Source organism: Chroococcidiopsis cubana SAG 39.79 (assembly GCF_003991895.1).
Lineage (GTDB): Bacteria > Cyanobacteriota > Cyanobacteriia > Cyanobacteriales > Chroococcidiopsidaceae > Chroococcidiopsis > Chroococcidiopsis thermalis.
On record NZ_RSCK01000086.1, the window covers coordinates 11,519 to 27,234 of the forward strand.

Sequence of the window (15,716 nt, forward strand, 5' to 3'; positions counted from 1 at the left end):
CAGAATTTAAGGGCTAATGACAGTGTTTTAGAACTGTAAATATGGAACGCAAAAGTGTGATACGCAGGCTTGGCTACTTATCTGCTGCCCCACGAGCCTCTACTCGTCCTGATGCTGAAGCAGGCGGACCGCGATCGCATATGTTGGGAGTGATGAGAGCTTTTGCAGCTCTCCAATGGCAAGTTCATCCTTTTATTGTAGGCGATCGCGTCCCGCGTAGTTGGGTGACAAAAGGCTCGGAGCGCGCCGTAACAGCAGGATTTGTTCGGACTCTTGGATCGGATTTAATCCGCTTGTACATGAGTAACCTCAATGCAAGACGAGCTTGGCAAGAATTAGCTCAAAAGGTAGATTTGGTTTACGAGCGTCGTGCTGCGTTGCAGTCTCTAGGTTGGATCTTCAAGCAGCACGGTATTCCCTGGATCTTAGAAACTAATTCCCCTTTGTTCTACGAAACAAAAGCAGAGCGAAAGAATGTTGTTTTAAGCGATCTCCAACGTCAATTGGAAATTCAAGCCTACCGAGAGTGCGATCTGCTGGTCTGCGTCACCCAAGCACTCAAAGAGATTATCATTCGAGAAGCAGAGATTTCACCAGAGAAAGTCATTGTCTTACCCAACGGCGTAGATACTAGTGTTTTTGACTCCAAGGGTCGCCATCCCAAACGCATATTCGATAACTTCACAATTGGATTTGTCGGTAATCTTTACCCTTGGCAGGGTTTAGACGATTTGCTAGAAGTCCTTAACGATTTGCAAACGGATGGCTTCGATCTGTCTCTGGTCGTTGTAGGAGACGGTCAGATGCGACAGGAGTGGGAATCTAAAGCTCGTAGCTTGGGTTTATCAAACCGGGTCGAGTTTGTCGGTCAAGTTTCCTGGGACGAAGTACCCGATTATATCGCCGGATTTGACTTAGGATATTCCGGTCATGTCAAATTACAAATCGGTGCAATGTATCATTCGCCGCTCAAAATCTATGAGTACATGGCGATGGGCAAACCAGTTTTAGCTTCGGCTTTTGAGGATGCCAAGTTCACGCTGCGAGATGGAGAAACCGGATTTTTGTTTCCTTCTGGCGATAAACAAGCGCTCAAATTGGCATTGGTCAGAGCTTATGAGTCGCGGGTAGCGTTACCAAACATGGGAGAGCTAGCTCGTCAAGAGATCCTCACTTACCACAGTTGGACTGCCCGCGTTCGGACATTAATTGAAACAGTTGAGCAAATCTTTAGGGATAGGGAACAATGAAGCAGTCCTATTACCTGCTTGGAGTGTGGGTGAATGCATTGACAATCTCGGATCTCAATCGCCTCATTGCCGAGGCTGTTAAGCATGACGAACGATGGATTATTGCCAATCACAATTTACACAGTCTTTGCATCTACCACAAAGACCCAAAGATGCGTGCCTTCTACGATCGCGCTGACTACATACATGTTGATGGTATGTCTTTAATTTTGCTGGGGCGGTTGCTGGGCTTGCCTCTTAGACGAGAGCATCGAGTTACATATGTAGACTGGACAGATCATTTGATGGCGGTAGCCGCGCAGCAAGGTTGGCGCATATTTTATTTGGGAGGTAAACCAGGAGTCGTCGAGCGGGGTGCTAGTATACTACGACAGCGATTTCCTGGCTTGCAATTAGCTACGCTCACGGTTATTTTGACGTACATCCGAGCAGTTCAGAAAACAGAGCCGTTTTGGACGCGATCGCCGCTTACCAACCGCACGTACTGATGTTGGGTATAGGTATGCCTCGACAAGAACACTGGATACTAGATAACCTCGATCGACTGTCTGCCAATGCGATTTTGACTGCTGGAGCTGCTATGGACTACGTAGCAGGAGCCGTACCAACTCCCCCTAGATGGGCGGGACAATTCGGTCTAGAGTGGTTGTTTCGCTTGCTGGCTGAACCGCAACGGCTCTGGCGACGCTACTCAATTGAGCCTTGGTTGATCTTGAGGCTATTTGCCACTGAGTTATTAGTTAAAGAACGATGACTGGCAGACGTAGGTTTTTATTAGGTTTGGGCGCTTTAGCAGGTATAGGTGCTGGCGCTAGTCAAGCTCAGGCTGGGTACGATCGGCAGATATTAACGGCGGATACAGACGCAGCGATCGAGAATGCTTCTTTACGCGAATGGGCAGCAGCGAAGGGATTAATCTATGGAGCTGCTACGCAAGAATACATGCTGTCATCCAATCCGCAATTTGCCAGCAGCTTTGTTCGAGAGTGTGCCATGCTCGTGCCAGAAGATGAATTGAAGTGGAAAAGTCTTCGCCCTAGTCTAAACCGTTTTGACTTTACGCGCAGCGATCGCCTAGCTCAGTTTGCCAAAACTCACAATCTACTTTTTCGCGGACACACCTTGTTATGGCACGCCCGATTACCATCATGGTTTAAATCGACGGTCAACCATCGGAATGCCAGACAGATAATGCTGGAACACATCACAAAAGTTGCTGGGCATTATGCCGGACAGATGCATTCCTGGGATGTGGTCAACGAGGCAGTTTTTCCCGAGGATGGACGGTCTGATAGTTTGCGAATTACGCCGTGGTTGAGGTTTTTGGGTTCCGATTATCTCGATCTAGCGTTTCGCGCCGCATCTACAGCAGACCCGCAGGCATTACTAGTTTACAACGATTATGGTATGGAGTATGACACGCCTAAAGATGAAGCAAAGAGAACTGCTGTTTTAAAGTTACTAGAGCGTTTGAGATCTCAGGGAACTCCCGTGCAGGCTCTTGGTATTCAAGCTCACTTATGGGGGGGAGAGACTCGCTTTAACCCTAGTCAATTAAGGGCTTTTCTAAAGGATATTGCAAGTCTCGGTCTGAAAATTCTAATTACCGAACTGGATGTGACAGACAAACACCTGCCATCAGATATTCATCTCCGCGATCGCCTAGTTGCCGGAATTTATCAAGATTATCTGTCCGTGGTATTAGATGAGCCAGAGGTCATTGCCGTCATCACTTGGGGACTGAGCGATCGCTACACTTGGCTGTCTCAGAGGCAAGCACGCCGAGATGGGGAAGCGGTACGTCCCTTACCACTTGATGCAAACATGAGACGCAAGGAGGCGTGGAAGGCGATCGCCCGTGCTTTTAAGCAAGCGACACCTTTATAGGAGGGTCTCATTCTCAATTACAGTTGGTGCTGGCTTTGTCACATCCAACTTGCTCGATAATCCCGCACGAACTCTTCCATACTAATAGGCGATCGCTGTAACAAATGTCTGACATCTTCGGTAACTTTTGCTGCCAATCCCAAACGTGCTGTAGTGTAAATTCCCAGCATTACCACAATCAATCCAGGCTGTAACCCTCGAACATACATTTTTCGGGCAAATTTTAAGAAAGAAGGATGAGTGTAAACGATTTGTCTTCCTAAAACATTTGTAAAGATCTCGGCGACTTCATAATAGTCCAGTGCCTCGCTTCCAGTCAGCGGATATGCTCGATCCTCATGTCCTGGTTCAGTCATCACTTTTACGGCGATAGCGGCAATGTCCCGCACGTCAATAAAACTTGTCTTACCTTTACCTGCTGGGACAAAAATCTCGTTGCGATCTCTAATATCCTGACAATGCGTTGTACTCAAGTTCTGCATGAAGAAACTTGCCCGCAGAAAGGTATACACTAGACCAAGAGATTTAATGTAGGCTTCGATCTTAGCGTGGGGAACGATCGCCATGCGTTCTGCTCCCAGGAGAGATAGAAAGACAACGCGATCGACACCTGCTGCTTGGGCTATTCTCAGCGCGGGATAGATATATTTCTTTACCTGTGAAATCGCAGGTGGTCTGACCAAGAACAATGTATTAATCCCCCGAAAAGCAGGCTCAAAGCTTTGGGGTTGCTCAAAATCAAAAGCAACAGACTCTACACCAGAAGGTAGGTGAATGCGCGAATCAGAATGACTTCGTACAGCAGCTTTGACTGAATATCCCCGTTTGCTCAGCAAACGCACAACTTCAGAACCAACATTGCCTGTAGCGCCCGTTACCAAGATGTTATTACTCATTCCCGCATTCTCTCAAATGTTTGGAGAAACTGCAAATGATGATGTGTTGTCTTCACAGCATTAAACTTTGGAATGTCTATAGTAAAAATATTGAAGATTGCATTACTTTCCTATTGAAAAATCAGTAATTGGATTGTATTTATCTATTGAGTAAGTTGATATTACTCATAGTGCAATTTTGTCTTGCACTATGGTTATCTTTCCTATCATTTAAATTCGATTGCACGCGGAGAAGAAAGCAAAAGAATGCGAACTTACTCCGAAAGATTTAGCCTTGCGATCGCTTTTTATAAACTCTAAACTTCTGAAAAGAAACAGCACTGTATGAGCGTTATACCGTTGTGGCTCAGGAGCGCGCATTGAAGGAGAGCGATGTCAAATGTGCGAACAGTGCAAATTAAGGACATCGATGGTGTGGAGTTTTTATCGCTTCCTCCACTTTGTTACCATCGAGGGGAGGCGCAATCCTCCATCAGAGCGGTCTTAGATGGTTTACGTCGAGTGTCCTCCTTCATTAATCGTTAAAAGCCGAAAAGATTACCTTGCTGACTGGAAGCAAGCGATCGGATTTTATTGGAATCTCCCTGAACAGTTTTGCAACATTTACTGCTGACGAGATAGACCCTGGTTAACTGCTCGTACAGCAGTTTGTTTGTTTCGGTCGGTAGGTAATCAAGGTAATAAATTTCAAGTTCGCTGCGGAATTCTTCATATATTGCAGTCGAACTTCAATTGAGTCTTCAGTTCTTTTAAATCTTTAGTTCTATAGGAATCCGGTTTGATTATCGAAAAAACCTCAATATGGGTAGGGTGTGTTACGCGCTTGCTTAACACACCAAAAACTGAGAGTGATGCGTTAGCCTTTGGCGTGACGCATCCTACGTAGATTTCAAAAATTAAATATGAGCTCTATAGTTATCTACTTTTCGTCTTTACTGTATACCGCATACAGTCAAAAGAATGCTAACTCACTCAAAAAGTTTCACCCTAGCAACCTGGCAATCTTCTGTCTTAAGATTTTTTTAAGATTTAATTTGCACTCTTAAATGTGTAGTGTAAAAATTCGTCAAACATGAGGACAAACTGATGAAAACTAATTTAGTTACGAGTACCAGTCTGGTTGCTGCCGTGAACGACAATAACCTCGAATTAGCAAAAAAATTGATTGCTAGCGGAGCGGACGCTAACCAAACGGACAGTTATGGAAATAGCCTGCTCATAATTAGTGCTGCCAATGGTGACTCTGAAATGGTCAGGCTGTTGCTTAACTCTGGTGCTAATATTCGTGCGGTTGACTCTAGCATGAAAGGAACTGCACTTCACGCCGCTTCTTATCTGGGGTATCCAGCAGTGATGAAAGTTCTAATTGAATATGGGATCGATCTCAATGCTCAGGGTCCCTACAACGGGTACTCTGCTCTCCACGATGCGGTTGTGCAAAATAATATTGAAGGGGTCAAGCTACTCGTAGATGCGAGCGCACAGTTAAATACTAGAAGCAAGTATGGGGATACCCCTTTGGAGCTAGCAATGAAATGTAGGCGTAGAGAGATTGTTAGCATTCTCGCATAGGTAAAAACCCAATCAATTCTCGAATGGACAACTGTTAACTACTCTCAAAGATACGTCGCCATTCCAGCAAATAGACATAGTATTAATGGAATGTCAGCTAGTTGAGAGAATTCTACCTCGACACTCTCCAAAACCAACTCTGGCATAGCCTTCCTGCTCGCAGTATCCGCGCAGCTCAATTTCATCTCCGTCATTTAGGTAGGAACTTACCTCGCCTGTTGGCAGTTGAATCAACTTTGAGCCACGCTGAGTGATTTCGAGTAAACATCCTTGCGTTCCTGCTTCAGCACCAGAAACTGTACCACTGGCTAGCAAATCTCCAGAGCGGAGATTGCAACCATTACTTGAGTGGTGAGCGAGCATCTGAGCTAAAGTCCAATACATCGATTTGAAAGAAGCGCGACTTAGGCGAAACGGCTGCATTCCCATAACACGCATTTGCTCTGAGCAGACTAGTGCTTCTACCGTAAGGTCAATGCCACCTAGTTTAGTATCATGTGCTGAGGAAAGATAAGGCAGTGGTAGCGGATCTTCCTGGGGACGTTGAAAAGATGCACAACGGAATGGTGCTAGAGCTTCTAGGGTTACTACCCAAGGAGAAATTGTCGTTGCGAAGCTTTTGGATAAGAAGGGACCGAGGGGCTGATATTCCCAAGCTTGAATATCTCTTGCCGACCAATCGTTCACCAAGCAAAGCCCAAATATGTGTTCCTCCGCATCATCAATTGAGATGGGGTGACCTAGCTGATTTCCATTACCAATGAAGAAACCAACTTCCAGTTCGTAGTCCAAATGTTGAGAAAATCCGAAACTTGGCACTGACTCCCCAGAACTTCTCCTCTGACCCTTAGGACGCGCGATCGCAGTCCCGCTAGGCACGATGGAAGAAGCACGACCGTGGTAAGCGATCGGGACGTATTTGTAGTTAGGCAGGAGTGGATTGTCGGGACGAAACAACTTACCAACATTAGTGGCATGAAAGATCGAAGCGTAGAAATCAGTATAGTCGCCTATATCCGCAGGTAATAAAAGTTCTGCCTCAGATATCGAGTAAAGAATTTTGCTTTCTAAGGGGGGATTTTGGGCATCGGCTCGTAAGAGCTGACTCAAGCGATCGCGCAATGCTGAGGCTGCTCTACTTCCCATCGCCATCAATTGATTTAATCTAGGTGCAGTACATGCAGCTTGTAGTTCCTGGGAAAGTTCTTGCAGCAATCCAGCTTGGCAACACGCAGTTAAATCTAAAATTTGATCGCCAATCGCCACCCCAATTCGGGAATTATTGCTGTTCCGAGGTCGAAACACGCCAAACGGCAGGTTTTGGATCGGAAAATCAGTGTCCTTTTGATTTGCCGATTCAACCCAACTGCGTAAATTTGGATTGTGGGTGCGATTGATGGGACGGATCATGAGGGAGACAAGGGAGACACGGGGGACAAGGGAGCAATTCAAAATTCAAAATTCAAAATTAAATCGCGCACCACACAATTACCAATTACCAATTACCAATTACTAATTTAAAACATGCTTGAGGTCGTTGACTGGCTCTTGAAAGGAGCAGGAACCGAATGAGCGGAAGAAATGTTGTCGAGCTGCTTCTATCTCTAAAATATCTAAACAGCGATCGCGCCAGCAAATACTATCTTGTTTGAATTGGAAAGTGTTGCTGGATGCTTGGAGAAGTTCTAAGGCTTCTGTTGGCGTGACTTTTTGCCAGTATGCGAGTGCTGCTAAAGTTGCCACATTCAAGAAGCCATGCATTAATGTGGCAGGACTGTCTGGTTCGCTGGTCAAGGGATATTGAGCTGGTAAGGGGTGGTGCAAACCTGCGGTTGCTTTAAAAGGAACTTGGGCTTCGGCAAATGAAAAGATGCATTGGCTCAATTGAGTAACGCTGGGAAAAGCATTGATGGTTGCGCCGCCAGTACGAATTTTAGCTGCTGCACCAGTATGCCGCAGAACCTTTAAATATGGCTTTAAGTCGCTATTAAAGGGAATTTCAAAAAATGCTTCAACTCCAGTAGGAAGAGCGGACGACACTCTTTCTATTTCTGGAGGTGAAAGAGCAGAAAATTCAAGAGCTGCGATCGCTACCTTGTTGCCAATGTGAAGCGATTGCACCTGCTCGATTTCCGATTCCAGTCCCGAAAGAATTACACTGAGCGACCAATGCTTTAAAGAAAACGCCGATAAGAGTTCCGCGAACTCCGACAAACGGGAAATTGGGATGACAAAGCGACTCAGCATCCAAGCGTAGGGTGATGCCGAGTCTTGGACGTAATTTTCCATTGCTTGTCGCAAGTCAAGCTTTGCTGGGGGAAACAGTCCGGCATAGTCTACAGCTGAGGTGAGAAGTGCTTTTAGTGATGCGAGCATTAGATCTCATTTCCTCCTGACGCTCTGATTTAAAACGCGCCTCTGTTGCTGTCCGCTGCTGTGTAATCTCTACTCTCAAATTATCCCCTACCGCTGGCAGAAGTTATACACGAAGTTATACATCTGATTGAACCCGATCGCAAACAGACAGCTTTCATACTATGAATACTAATCAATAATTGATTAGTGTTCATAACTCAAGGAGCGTAACGCGAAAAAGTGGAGTCAGACCAATTTTTCGAGAGTATGCATCTTGATATGAATAGACTCAAAAAACCAAGCATGATTCAACTGGATTACAAGGAGCGATCGTTATGGTGAAACTTCTCAATCTACGGGATTTGGTTGACCAATGGTTTGATAAGATAGAAGTGCGCGATCGCAAGATTGCCAAATTATTATGCCAGTCGATCCCAGCAAGTTGCCCTTTTGAACGAGACATTAAGCTTTTTGGGCGTACTTTATTTCACATTCCACCTCTGTGCAAGCTAAATCCTTTTTACGAGCAATTGGTTAGCCTGCGGTTCAAAGCTCTGTCCTATCTAACGAATGAATCTGATAAGCATAAAGCACTATATTGCTACTAATGAGAGTGCCTTATGGCAAACAAGTTTTACTAAGCGATCTTTTGAAGCAATAAAGATCTCCCCAAGCTACTGCCGCAATTGTAGACAGTCAGTCGGTAAAACTGGAGTTTAGACTAAATAGCCGAAAACAAAGAAAGATAGGGGATGCACTTGAACACAGTTCCCCTATTAGCAGAATCGCCAGAACAGTATGATGTGCGTTAGCGCAGTTATCACTATTCTTCTGACCCCTACCGCTAATCGAAAAGTCCCAGTTGCTTCACTGGGACTACGCTCGGATTTACCTAATTAGCTGTAGCGTATAGATATAGCCTCAAGCTTTAACTTCAAACGGGTGCTTCATCTTCCCCTAACTGCTGCTCTACTTTACCAATCGCCGCATTAATGCCTGCTAATTTTGTCTCTAGATCGTCTCGCATCCACTTGAGAAACCAAAGCCTACGTTCTAAAAAGCTTTTGCGAGACATAGGTTCGCGCTCCTTTGCAGCTACTACCCCAAAAAGGAAACATAGCTTACCTCAAAAAGTTATTTCTATTTATTATTGTGTCTCTATTCGCACTGCGGCGGGTAGGAAAATCGTAGAGAGAAAACCGATCTATGTCAGCCTGTCCCCATCGTAGCTTCTTCGTCTTCATCGCGATGCCGAGGGTGAAACGCGCTTGTCTCGACCATCGCCCATATACCAGCAGTCTTTCTCGCAGTCCAAACCACCAGAAGGGGGTTTTTGTGGCTCAATAATATATAGCATGACAAGCAAAAATTTTTAATGTCCCCGATCGCTTTTCCCTAATGACATGGAATCAAAAATTGGTAGGATTTTGCTAATAGGAGTGACTGGCGGCACTGGCAAAAACGCAGTCAAGGGATTTCTCGATACTGGAGCGACTGACTTACACGCCATCACTAGAAAAATCGACCTGAGCCGCCCCAATTTGTCAAAGATAAGTGATGCAGGCGTTGAGCTAGTTGAGGCTAACTTGGATGATGAAGCATCGCTTCAAGCAGCTTTGAAGGGAATTTCGGCTGTCTACTGCCACGGTTTGTCTGCCGATGCTGCTAAACCCGATCCACAAGAGATCGAGAGAGCGCACCGACTGGCACGAGCGGCTGTTAATGCCAAGATCCAGCATTTGGTGTATAACTCCGCTGGTGGAGCAGATAGAAATTCTGGAGTCAGCCATATCGAGCAGAAGTATCAGGTGGAGCAAGTTTTCAAACAGGCTGGCTTGCCAACAACTATGCTCAGAGCTTGTCTATTTATGGAAGAGTTTTGGAAGAAGTACACGCGACCATCCATCCTCAAAGGGGTCTTCTCCTTTTCGCTTCAGCCCGACAGACCGCTACATCTAATTACAACTAGGGATATGGGACGCATTGCTGCTTATGTGATGAAAAATGCACAAAAGTACATTGGTCAAGAAATTGAGCTGGCAGGCGACGTGCTAACTCCTTTACAAATGGCGCAGAGCTTCTCTGAAGCACAGTCCATGCCAGTTGTCTACAGAGAAATACCTGCATGGATATTTCTACTTCTTTGGCGATGGGAACTATTTGCCCTGATTAAGTGGTATCGCACGCAAGGCTATCAAGCCGATGTTAGGCGCTTAAGAGAAGCGGAATTTCCCAGACTCCTGACTACATTTAGTGAATTTCTGGCAGAAACTCACTGGGCAAACAAAGAACTTACTTACGAAAATCTGTGAGCAGAGGCGATCGCTTCCTATCCCTTCTAATCCTCTCATCAAGCTTCGGCACTTTCCGCACCGTGCGCGTGGAAGCAGTGGTAGAGGGTTCTGCAAGTGAATTGGCGGATAAGCTAGAACTGACTAGCGAACTGAATCGCAGCGAAGCAGAGAGCGTCGCGCTGTTAAGCGGTTCCTTTATCAATACTTTGGGTAGAGGAAATCCTACACTAGGACTTGCCACAATAGCAGGTTCTACCCTATCCAACTTCCAAGACAATATTACCGAGATTGGTGAGGTTTTAAGCATTGATGAATTACGCTTTCCTACCGCAGCAGTAGAAATTGGAGCGTGGCTTTTTTTGAGACTTATGTAGCAGGTTCGCAGCAATACCGTCCCTATCTGAGTGCTGATTATGCTCGGTCTATTAGTCAAATGCCTTTAACTCTAAGCTTAATACAATCTCTACCTTCAGATAGTTTGACTCAATAAATCAGACGATATCTACCGTTTGGCTGCACCAGTTTTCCACTATTTCTATGTAGGCTCGAAGGGGACATTTGGCTGGTGAGTTACTTGGCATAAATTACTACGCACTCTAAAGAAAAAATTCTTAAAAAAAGTATCAGATAAATGAGCTATTCGGATTCTAAACGCACGGAACCAGAAAATCAAACGATAAAGCAAGAGGATGATGCAGGCTCTCGCTCTGGAAACGTAGTATCAGTCGAAAAAACTGGTGAGGTACAAGACAATTCCCCTCCCGAGCGAGTACGGACAAAATCTTCCTCTAGACAGAAGCGCCAGTGGTTATCAATTATAGGCGCGATCGCTATCCTTCTGGGTGGGGGCTTTTTGGGTTGGCAGTGGTGGCAGCGTCAAGTGCAAGGTCAGTCACCACCAGGACAAAGCCAGCCGCGTGCTGTTCCCGTCAACACGGCAACAGTCACATCTGGCACTATAATTGAAAGCTCGGAATTTATTGCGAATTTGGAGTCGCGGCAGTCGGTGACTCTTTTGCCACAAGTTCAGGGACGAGTCGCGCAAATTTACGTCCAACCAGGTACTCAAGTTAAAGCTGGGCAACCGCTGGTGCAAATCGATCCTGACGAGCAACAAGCCTCTGTATCGGGTGCAGTTGCGGCAGCAGCAGCGGCTCGCGCTCAAGTTGCAACGGCGCAAGCTACATTGCGATCGCTCAGAGCAGAAAGGCAAGCTACTCTATCCGATCTAAGACTGAGCCAAGAGCAGTACAAACGATATTCTGCTCTAGCTGGTCAAGGAGCAGTATCGCGAGAGACAAGAGACCAATATTACAATCAACTGCAAACAGCTCGTGCTAATTTGAATGCGATCGACAAGCAAATCGAAGCGCAGACATCGGCAGTCGCTCAAGCTCAACAAGCCGTACAGCAGGCAGAGGCAAATACTAACCAAGCACGAGTGCAACTGCAATACTTCCAAGTCAACGCTCCCTTTGCAGGTACGGTAGGCGCGATTCCCGTCAAAGTTGGCGATCTCGTCACACCTTCGACTCAACTAACCACCGTGACTCAAAATCAACCTTTAGAAGTGAACGTCTCTATCCCACGCGAACGGGTGGCACAAGTAGAAATCGGTACACCAGTAGAATTATTAAACGAACAGGGAGAGCAAATCGGTACGAGCAAGGTATTTTTTATCTCGCCCCAAGTGACAAACGATACGCAATCGATCTTAATTAAAGCATTATTTGCCAATTCCCCTACCCAACTCCGAGCCGATAGTTTTGTCCGCGCCAGAGTGATTTGGAACCAACGGCAAGGAATTTTGATTCCCACGACAGCAGTATCGCGGGTTGCAGGGCAAACATTTGTCTATGTAGTGCAACAAACAAAATCCCCAGAAGGGCAAACTCAACTAACGGCTCGACAGCAACCAGTGAAGTTAGGAGACATTCAAGACGATCGCTACCAAGTGCGATCGGGATTGCAACCAGGAGACAGGATCGTTACCTCTGGGCTGCTCAACCTCAGAGATGGCGCTGCGATCGCCCCCGTGCCAGAGCAGGGAGCAGGGAGTAGGGAGCAGGGAGCAGGGGAAGAGAGCTGAGCGAGCAGTTTTCTACCAACTACCAATTACCAATTACCAATTACCCCTCATCATGTTCGTAGATTTCTTCATCAAGCGACCTGTCTTTGCTAGCGTTTGTACCATTATCATTCTGTTAGCAGGAGCGATTAGCATTCCCACACTACCTGCTGCTCAGTATCCCGAAATCAGTCCGCCTCAAGTCAATGTCACGGCAAACTACACTGGAGCTAGTGCAGAAATTGTCGAAAATACTGTCACAACTGTATTAGAGCGGGAAATTAACGGCGTTCGCGGTCAGAGGTACATTAGTTCTAGCAGTAATAACGATGGTAGCAGCTCGATTTCAGTCACGTTCGAGCCGACTCGCGACCAAGATTTGGCAGCCGTTGACGTACAAAATCGCGTATCCGTCGCCCAGGCACAGTTACCAGAAGCAGTACAACGCACGGGAGTGACGGTAACAAAGCGGTCTAGCACTCTGTTGTTGGCACTTGGGCTGTTTTCCGAACAGAACAAATACGACCCGATCTTTTTAAGTAATTATGCCGATATTTACCTCGTAGATGCCCTGAAAAGAATTGAGGGCGTTGGCGATATTACAATTTTTGGCGAACGCAGATATGCGATGCGCGTATGGTTAGACCCTAACTTACTCGCCAGTCGCAATCTTACAGCACAAGATGTAGTTGCGGCGCTCAACGAACAAAATATTCAAGTTGGTGCGGGGCGCTTGGGTCAACAGCCGCTCCCTAATAATCAACAATATCAAATCGACGTGCGAGCGCAGAGCCGCCTGCAAGATGTCTCTGAATTTGAAAACATCGTCCTCAAAACTGGTGCAGATGGGACGTTGGTGAGGTTGAAAGATGTCGGACGGGCAGAATTAGGAGCAGAAAACTACGATTCCTTCTTGCGATTTAGGGGACAAGATGCTGTAGGTTTAGGTGTCTATCAGTTACCTGGTAGTAATGCCTTGGAAGTTGCTAGTGCAGTTAAAGCTGAAATTCAAAGACTATCGCAAAGTTTCCCTCCAGGCATGAGGTATGACGTTGCCTTTGACACGACTTTATTCGTGCAAGAATCGCTTTCTGAAGTGGTAATTACGCTATTAATTGCGATCGCTCTAGTTATTACTGTAATCTTCTTGTTTCTGCAAAACTGGCGAATTGCCGTCATTCCTGCGATTACAATTCCTGTCGCTTTGATCGGTACGTTTGCTTTTATCAAAGTCTTCGGATTTTCGATTAATAGTTTGACGCTGTTTGGCTTAACTTTAGCCACAGGGATGGTAGTAGACGATGCGATCGTCGTAGTCGAAGATATTTCCCGCTTGTTGCAACAAGAAAACATGGAGCCGCGTCAAGCTGCATCGGTAGCGATGCACGAACTACTAGGTGCAGTCATTGCCACGTCTTTAGTGTTGATGGCGGTGTTTATTCCCGTAGCTTTCTTCCCAGGCACTACAGGGGCATTGTACCGTCAATTCGCGCTGACTATCGCCTTTTCGATCGCCATCTCTACCTTTCTTGCGATTACGATTACGCCTTCTTTAGCAGGTATTTTACTGAGACGAGAACAAACTACAGGCGGCTGGTTAGGTCGAATTTTCCACCAAATCAATCGTTTTCTTGACTGGTTGCGCCGCGGTTATCAAAAAATTCTCCATCGCCTAGTCAGAATCAAATACATCGTTTTGGCGCTATTTGCTGCTGCGATCGCCTTTACAGCTTGGTTGTTCGTAACTGTGCCTACTGCTTTTTTACCAGAAGAAGACCAAGGATATTTTATTACATTGGTGCAGGGTCCACCTGGAGTTTCTTTAAACTATACAGATGATGTAATGCGGCGAGTCGAGACGCAAATTCTCAAAATTCCCGAAGTGCAATCGACTTTTACTGTCGGTGGTTTTAGTTTTAGCGGCAATACTGCTAATAATGGAATTATTTTTACCTCGCTCAAACCTTGGGATGAACGTCAAGGTACGGGGCAGTCAGTCCAAGCGATTACGCAGAAGTTAGGCGGACAATTAGCAGCAATTCCGCAAGCAAGAATTATTCCCACAAATCCGCCGGCAATTCCTGGTTTGGGTAGCATTGGTGGCTTTCAATTTCAATTACAAGACAGAGGCAATGTTGGTTTAGATACCTTATTACAAACAGCTAATCAATTAATCGGTAGAGCCAGTCAAACAGAGGGATTGCAAAGAGTATTTACAACTTTTACTGCTAATACACCGCAGGTAATAGTAGAAGTCAACCGCAACCAAGCTAAGGCATTACAGGTTTCTATTGACGATATTTATAACACGTTGCAAACTTTTTTAGGTTCGCAGTACGTGAATGATTTTAATTTAGAACAGCGCAGCTATCGCGTTTACGTACAAGCAGATGGACAGTTTCGGAATAACCCCGATGATATTCGCCAGCTCTACGTGCGATCGGCACAGGGAAGGATGATTTCCTTGGCTAATTTAGTGAAGATTACTCCGACAACCGGAGCGCAAACAATTAATCGTTACAATTTATTTCGCTCGATTGAAATCACTGGTTCGGCGGCTGAAGGCTTCAGTTCTGGCGAAGCAATTGACAAGATGGAGCAAATTGCCACTGAGGTGCTACCACCTAATATTGGTTATGAATGGTCGGGAATTACAGCGGAGGAATTAGAGTCTGGCGGACAAGCACCGATCGTTTTTGGCTTGGGAATTGTTTTTGTCTTTCTAGTCTTGGCGGCTCAGTATGAAAATTATCTCGATCCGCTAATTATTCTCTTAGCTGTACCGCTAGCTGTTCTGGGTGCATTATTGGCTCTCACTTTACGCGGTTTTCCCAATGATGTTTACGGTCAGGTTGGATTGGTAATGTTAATTGGGTTGGCAAGTAAAAATTCAATTTTAATTGTAGAATTTGCCAATCAATTGCGCGATCGCGGATTGTCAATTACGCAAGCAGCTTTAGAAGCAGCGCAAGAACGCTTGCGACCGATTTTGATGACGGCAATTTCTACTTTGGTGGGAATTTTCCCCTTAGTTATAGCTACCGGAGCGGGAGCGGGTAGTCGTCAATCTTTGGGAACGGCTGTATTTGGGGGAATGCTGGTAGCTACGGTTTTGAGTTTGTTTGTCGTACCGATTTTGTACATCACATTTGAGTCAATTGGCGATCGCTGGTTTCATAAAGGTCGCAAGTCTAAACGTTCTCAACAACAATTATCAGATCCAGCACGGGAGTCAGAAGTCACTCGCTAAGTTTTACTTGTTTAATTACCACCTTCAAAGGTAGTCATTAAGTCTGACAGCAACGTATCAAAACTGGTAGTCCTAAACAAGTAAGGATGTAAGTATAGAAGAGAGGTTTTTCAACTTCTAATCATGCTAGCAACCACTCTCGCT

Annotated in this window: 12 protein-coding genes and 2 pseudogenes; 10 read left to right on the forward strand and 4 right to left on the reverse strand. The window is 45.7% G+C overall.

All coding sequences use genetic code 11. The features are described 5' to 3' along the window. Positions 1-41 precede the first annotated feature (41 nt). From DSM107010_RS29710 to DSM107010_RS29720, 3 genes and pseudogenes are all read left to right on the forward strand, one after another. Positions 42-1,250 carry a glycosyltransferase family 4 protein gene (locus tag DSM107010_RS29710; RefSeq protein WP_106168781.1) on the forward strand — a complete coding sequence of 403 codons (1,209 nt, stop codon included), beginning with the start codon at positions 42-44 and terminating at the stop codon, positions 1,248-1,250. Further along, positions 1,247-2,004: pseudogene (locus DSM107010_RS29715) on the forward strand (WecB/TagA/CpsF family glycosyltransferase). The gene DSM107010_RS29710 and the pseudogene DSM107010_RS29715 overlap by 4 nt, the downstream one beginning before the upstream one ends. Continuing rightward, positions 2,001-3,137 carry an endo-1,4-beta-xylanase gene (locus DSM107010_RS29720; protein ID WP_106168780.1) on the forward strand — a complete coding sequence of 379 codons (1,137 nt, stop codon included), beginning with the start codon at positions 2,001-2,003 and terminating at the stop codon, positions 3,135-3,137. Before DSM107010_RS29715 ends, DSM107010_RS29720 begins: the two are co-directional and overlap by 4 nt. Positions 3,138-3,175: 38 nt before the next feature. Here DSM107010_RS29720 and DSM107010_RS29725 read toward each other — a convergent pair whose 3' ends face one another. Then, complete coding sequence (locus DSM107010_RS29725) at positions 3,176-4,033, reverse strand: SDR family oxidoreductase (RefSeq protein ID WP_106168779.1); 858 nt, start codon at positions 4,031-4,033, stop codon at positions 3,176-3,178. A gap of 1,086 nt (positions 4,034-5,119) precedes the next feature. On the opposite strand from DSM107010_RS29725, the gene DSM107010_RS29730 reads away from it, so the two are divergent. Further along, positions 5,120-5,605, forward strand: coding sequence for an ankyrin repeat domain-containing protein (locus DSM107010_RS29730; RefSeq protein ID WP_015154197.1), 486 nt, complete (start codon positions 5,120-5,122; stop codon positions 5,603-5,605). 93 nt (positions 5,606-5,698) lie between these two features. Here the strand turns inward: DSM107010_RS29730 and fahA are convergent, their stop codons facing one another. Continuing rightward, entirely contained in the window at positions 5,699-7,015 is a 1,317-nt protein-coding gene (fahA, locus tag DSM107010_RS29735; protein WP_106168242.1) for a fumarylacetoacetase, read from the reverse strand. Between fahA and DSM107010_RS38870 the strand changes: the two genes are divergently transcribed. Further along, positions 6,989-7,126: a hypothetical protein gene (locus tag DSM107010_RS38870; RefSeq protein ID WP_158631897.1), complete on the forward strand. Its 138-nt coding sequence runs from the start codon at positions 6,989-6,991 to the stop codon at positions 7,124-7,126. The genes fahA and DSM107010_RS38870 overlap by 27 nt on opposite strands. Here the strand turns inward: DSM107010_RS38870 and DSM107010_RS29740 are convergent. Continuing rightward, positions 7,118-7,981, reverse strand: coding sequence for a hypothetical protein (locus DSM107010_RS29740; protein WP_106168243.1), 864 nt, complete (start codon positions 7,979-7,981; stop codon positions 7,118-7,120). The two genes, DSM107010_RS38870 and DSM107010_RS29740, sit on opposite strands and share 9 nt — an antisense overlap. Before the next feature lie 314 nt (positions 7,982-8,295). On the opposite strand from DSM107010_RS29740, the gene DSM107010_RS29745 reads away from it, so the two are divergent. Further along, positions 8,296-8,568 (forward strand): Mo-dependent nitrogenase C-terminal domain-containing protein, encoded by a 273-nt coding sequence (locus DSM107010_RS29745; RefSeq protein ID WP_015154194.1) that lies wholly within the window; start codon positions 8,296-8,298, stop codon positions 8,566-8,568. Positions 8,569-8,894: 326 nt separating this feature from the next. Here the strand turns inward: DSM107010_RS29745 and DSM107010_RS29750 are convergent. After that, positions 8,895-9,078: pseudogene (locus DSM107010_RS29750) on the reverse strand (hypothetical protein). A gap of 285 nt (positions 9,079-9,363) precedes the next feature. Here DSM107010_RS29750 and DSM107010_RS29755 point away from each other — a divergent pair. The 4 genes from DSM107010_RS29755 to DSM107010_RS29770 all read left to right on the forward strand — a co-directional run bounded on the left by DSM107010_RS29755 (position 9,364) and on the right by DSM107010_RS29770 (position 15,572). Next, the gene (locus tag DSM107010_RS29755) at positions 9,364-10,272 is read left to right on the forward strand and encodes an NmrA family NAD(P)-binding protein (RefSeq protein WP_015154193.1); all 909 of its coding nucleotides are present in this window, start codon (positions 9,364-9,366) and stop codon (positions 10,270-10,272) included. Then, positions 10,269-10,628, forward strand: coding sequence for a translocation/assembly module TamB domain-containing protein (locus DSM107010_RS29760; RefSeq protein ID WP_071925431.1), 360 nt, complete (start codon positions 10,269-10,271; stop codon positions 10,626-10,628). Before DSM107010_RS29755 ends, DSM107010_RS29760 begins: the two co-directional genes overlap by 4 nt. A 257-nt stretch (positions 10,629-10,885) precedes the next feature. Continuing rightward, complete coding sequence (locus DSM107010_RS29765) at positions 10,886-12,343, forward strand: efflux RND transporter periplasmic adaptor subunit (protein WP_106168244.1); 1,458 nt, start codon at positions 10,886-10,888, stop codon at positions 12,341-12,343. 52 nt (positions 12,344-12,395) lie between these two features. After that, positions 12,396-15,572 (forward strand): efflux RND transporter permease subunit, encoded by a 3,177-nt coding sequence (locus DSM107010_RS29770; protein WP_106168245.1) that lies wholly within the window; start codon positions 12,396-12,398, stop codon positions 15,570-15,572. The last annotated feature ends 144 nt before the right edge of the window (positions 15,573-15,716 follow it).

Bases quoted from the DNA above. Each gene is read 5' to 3' on its own strand.
- DSM107010_RS29710 (WP_106168781.1), top strand. From the start codon at position 42: ATGGAACGCAAAAGTGTGATACGCAGGCTTGGCTACTTATCTGCTGCC.
- DSM107010_RS29720 (WP_106168780.1), top strand. From the start codon at position 2,001: ATGACTGGCAGACGTAGGTTTTTATTAGGTTTGGGCGCTTTAGCAGGT.
- DSM107010_RS29725 (WP_106168779.1), bottom strand. From the start codon at position 4,033: ATGAGTAATAACATCTTGGTAACGGGCGCTACAGGCAATGTTGGTTCT.
- DSM107010_RS29730 (WP_015154197.1), top strand. From the start codon at position 5,120: ATGAAAACTAATTTAGTTACGAGTACCAGTCTGGTTGCTGCCGTGAAC.
- fahA (WP_106168242.1), bottom strand. From the start codon at position 7,015: ATGATCCGTCCCATCAATCGCACCCACAATCCAAATTTACGCAGTTGG.
- DSM107010_RS29740 (WP_106168243.1), bottom strand. From the start codon at position 7,981: ATGCTCGCATCACTAAAAGCACTTCTCACCTCAGCTGTAGACTATGCC.
- DSM107010_RS29745 (WP_015154194.1), top strand. From the start codon at position 8,296: ATGGTGAAACTTCTCAATCTACGGGATTTGGTTGACCAATGGTTTGAT.
- DSM107010_RS29755 (WP_015154193.1), top strand. From the start codon at position 9,364: ATGGAATCAAAAATTGGTAGGATTTTGCTAATAGGAGTGACTGGCGGC.
- DSM107010_RS29765 (WP_106168244.1), top strand. From the start codon at position 10,886: ATGAGCTATTCGGATTCTAAACGCACGGAACCAGAAAATCAAACGATA.
- DSM107010_RS29770 (WP_106168245.1), top strand. From the start codon at position 12,396: ATGTTCGTAGATTTCTTCATCAAGCGACCTGTCTTTGCTAGCGTTTGT.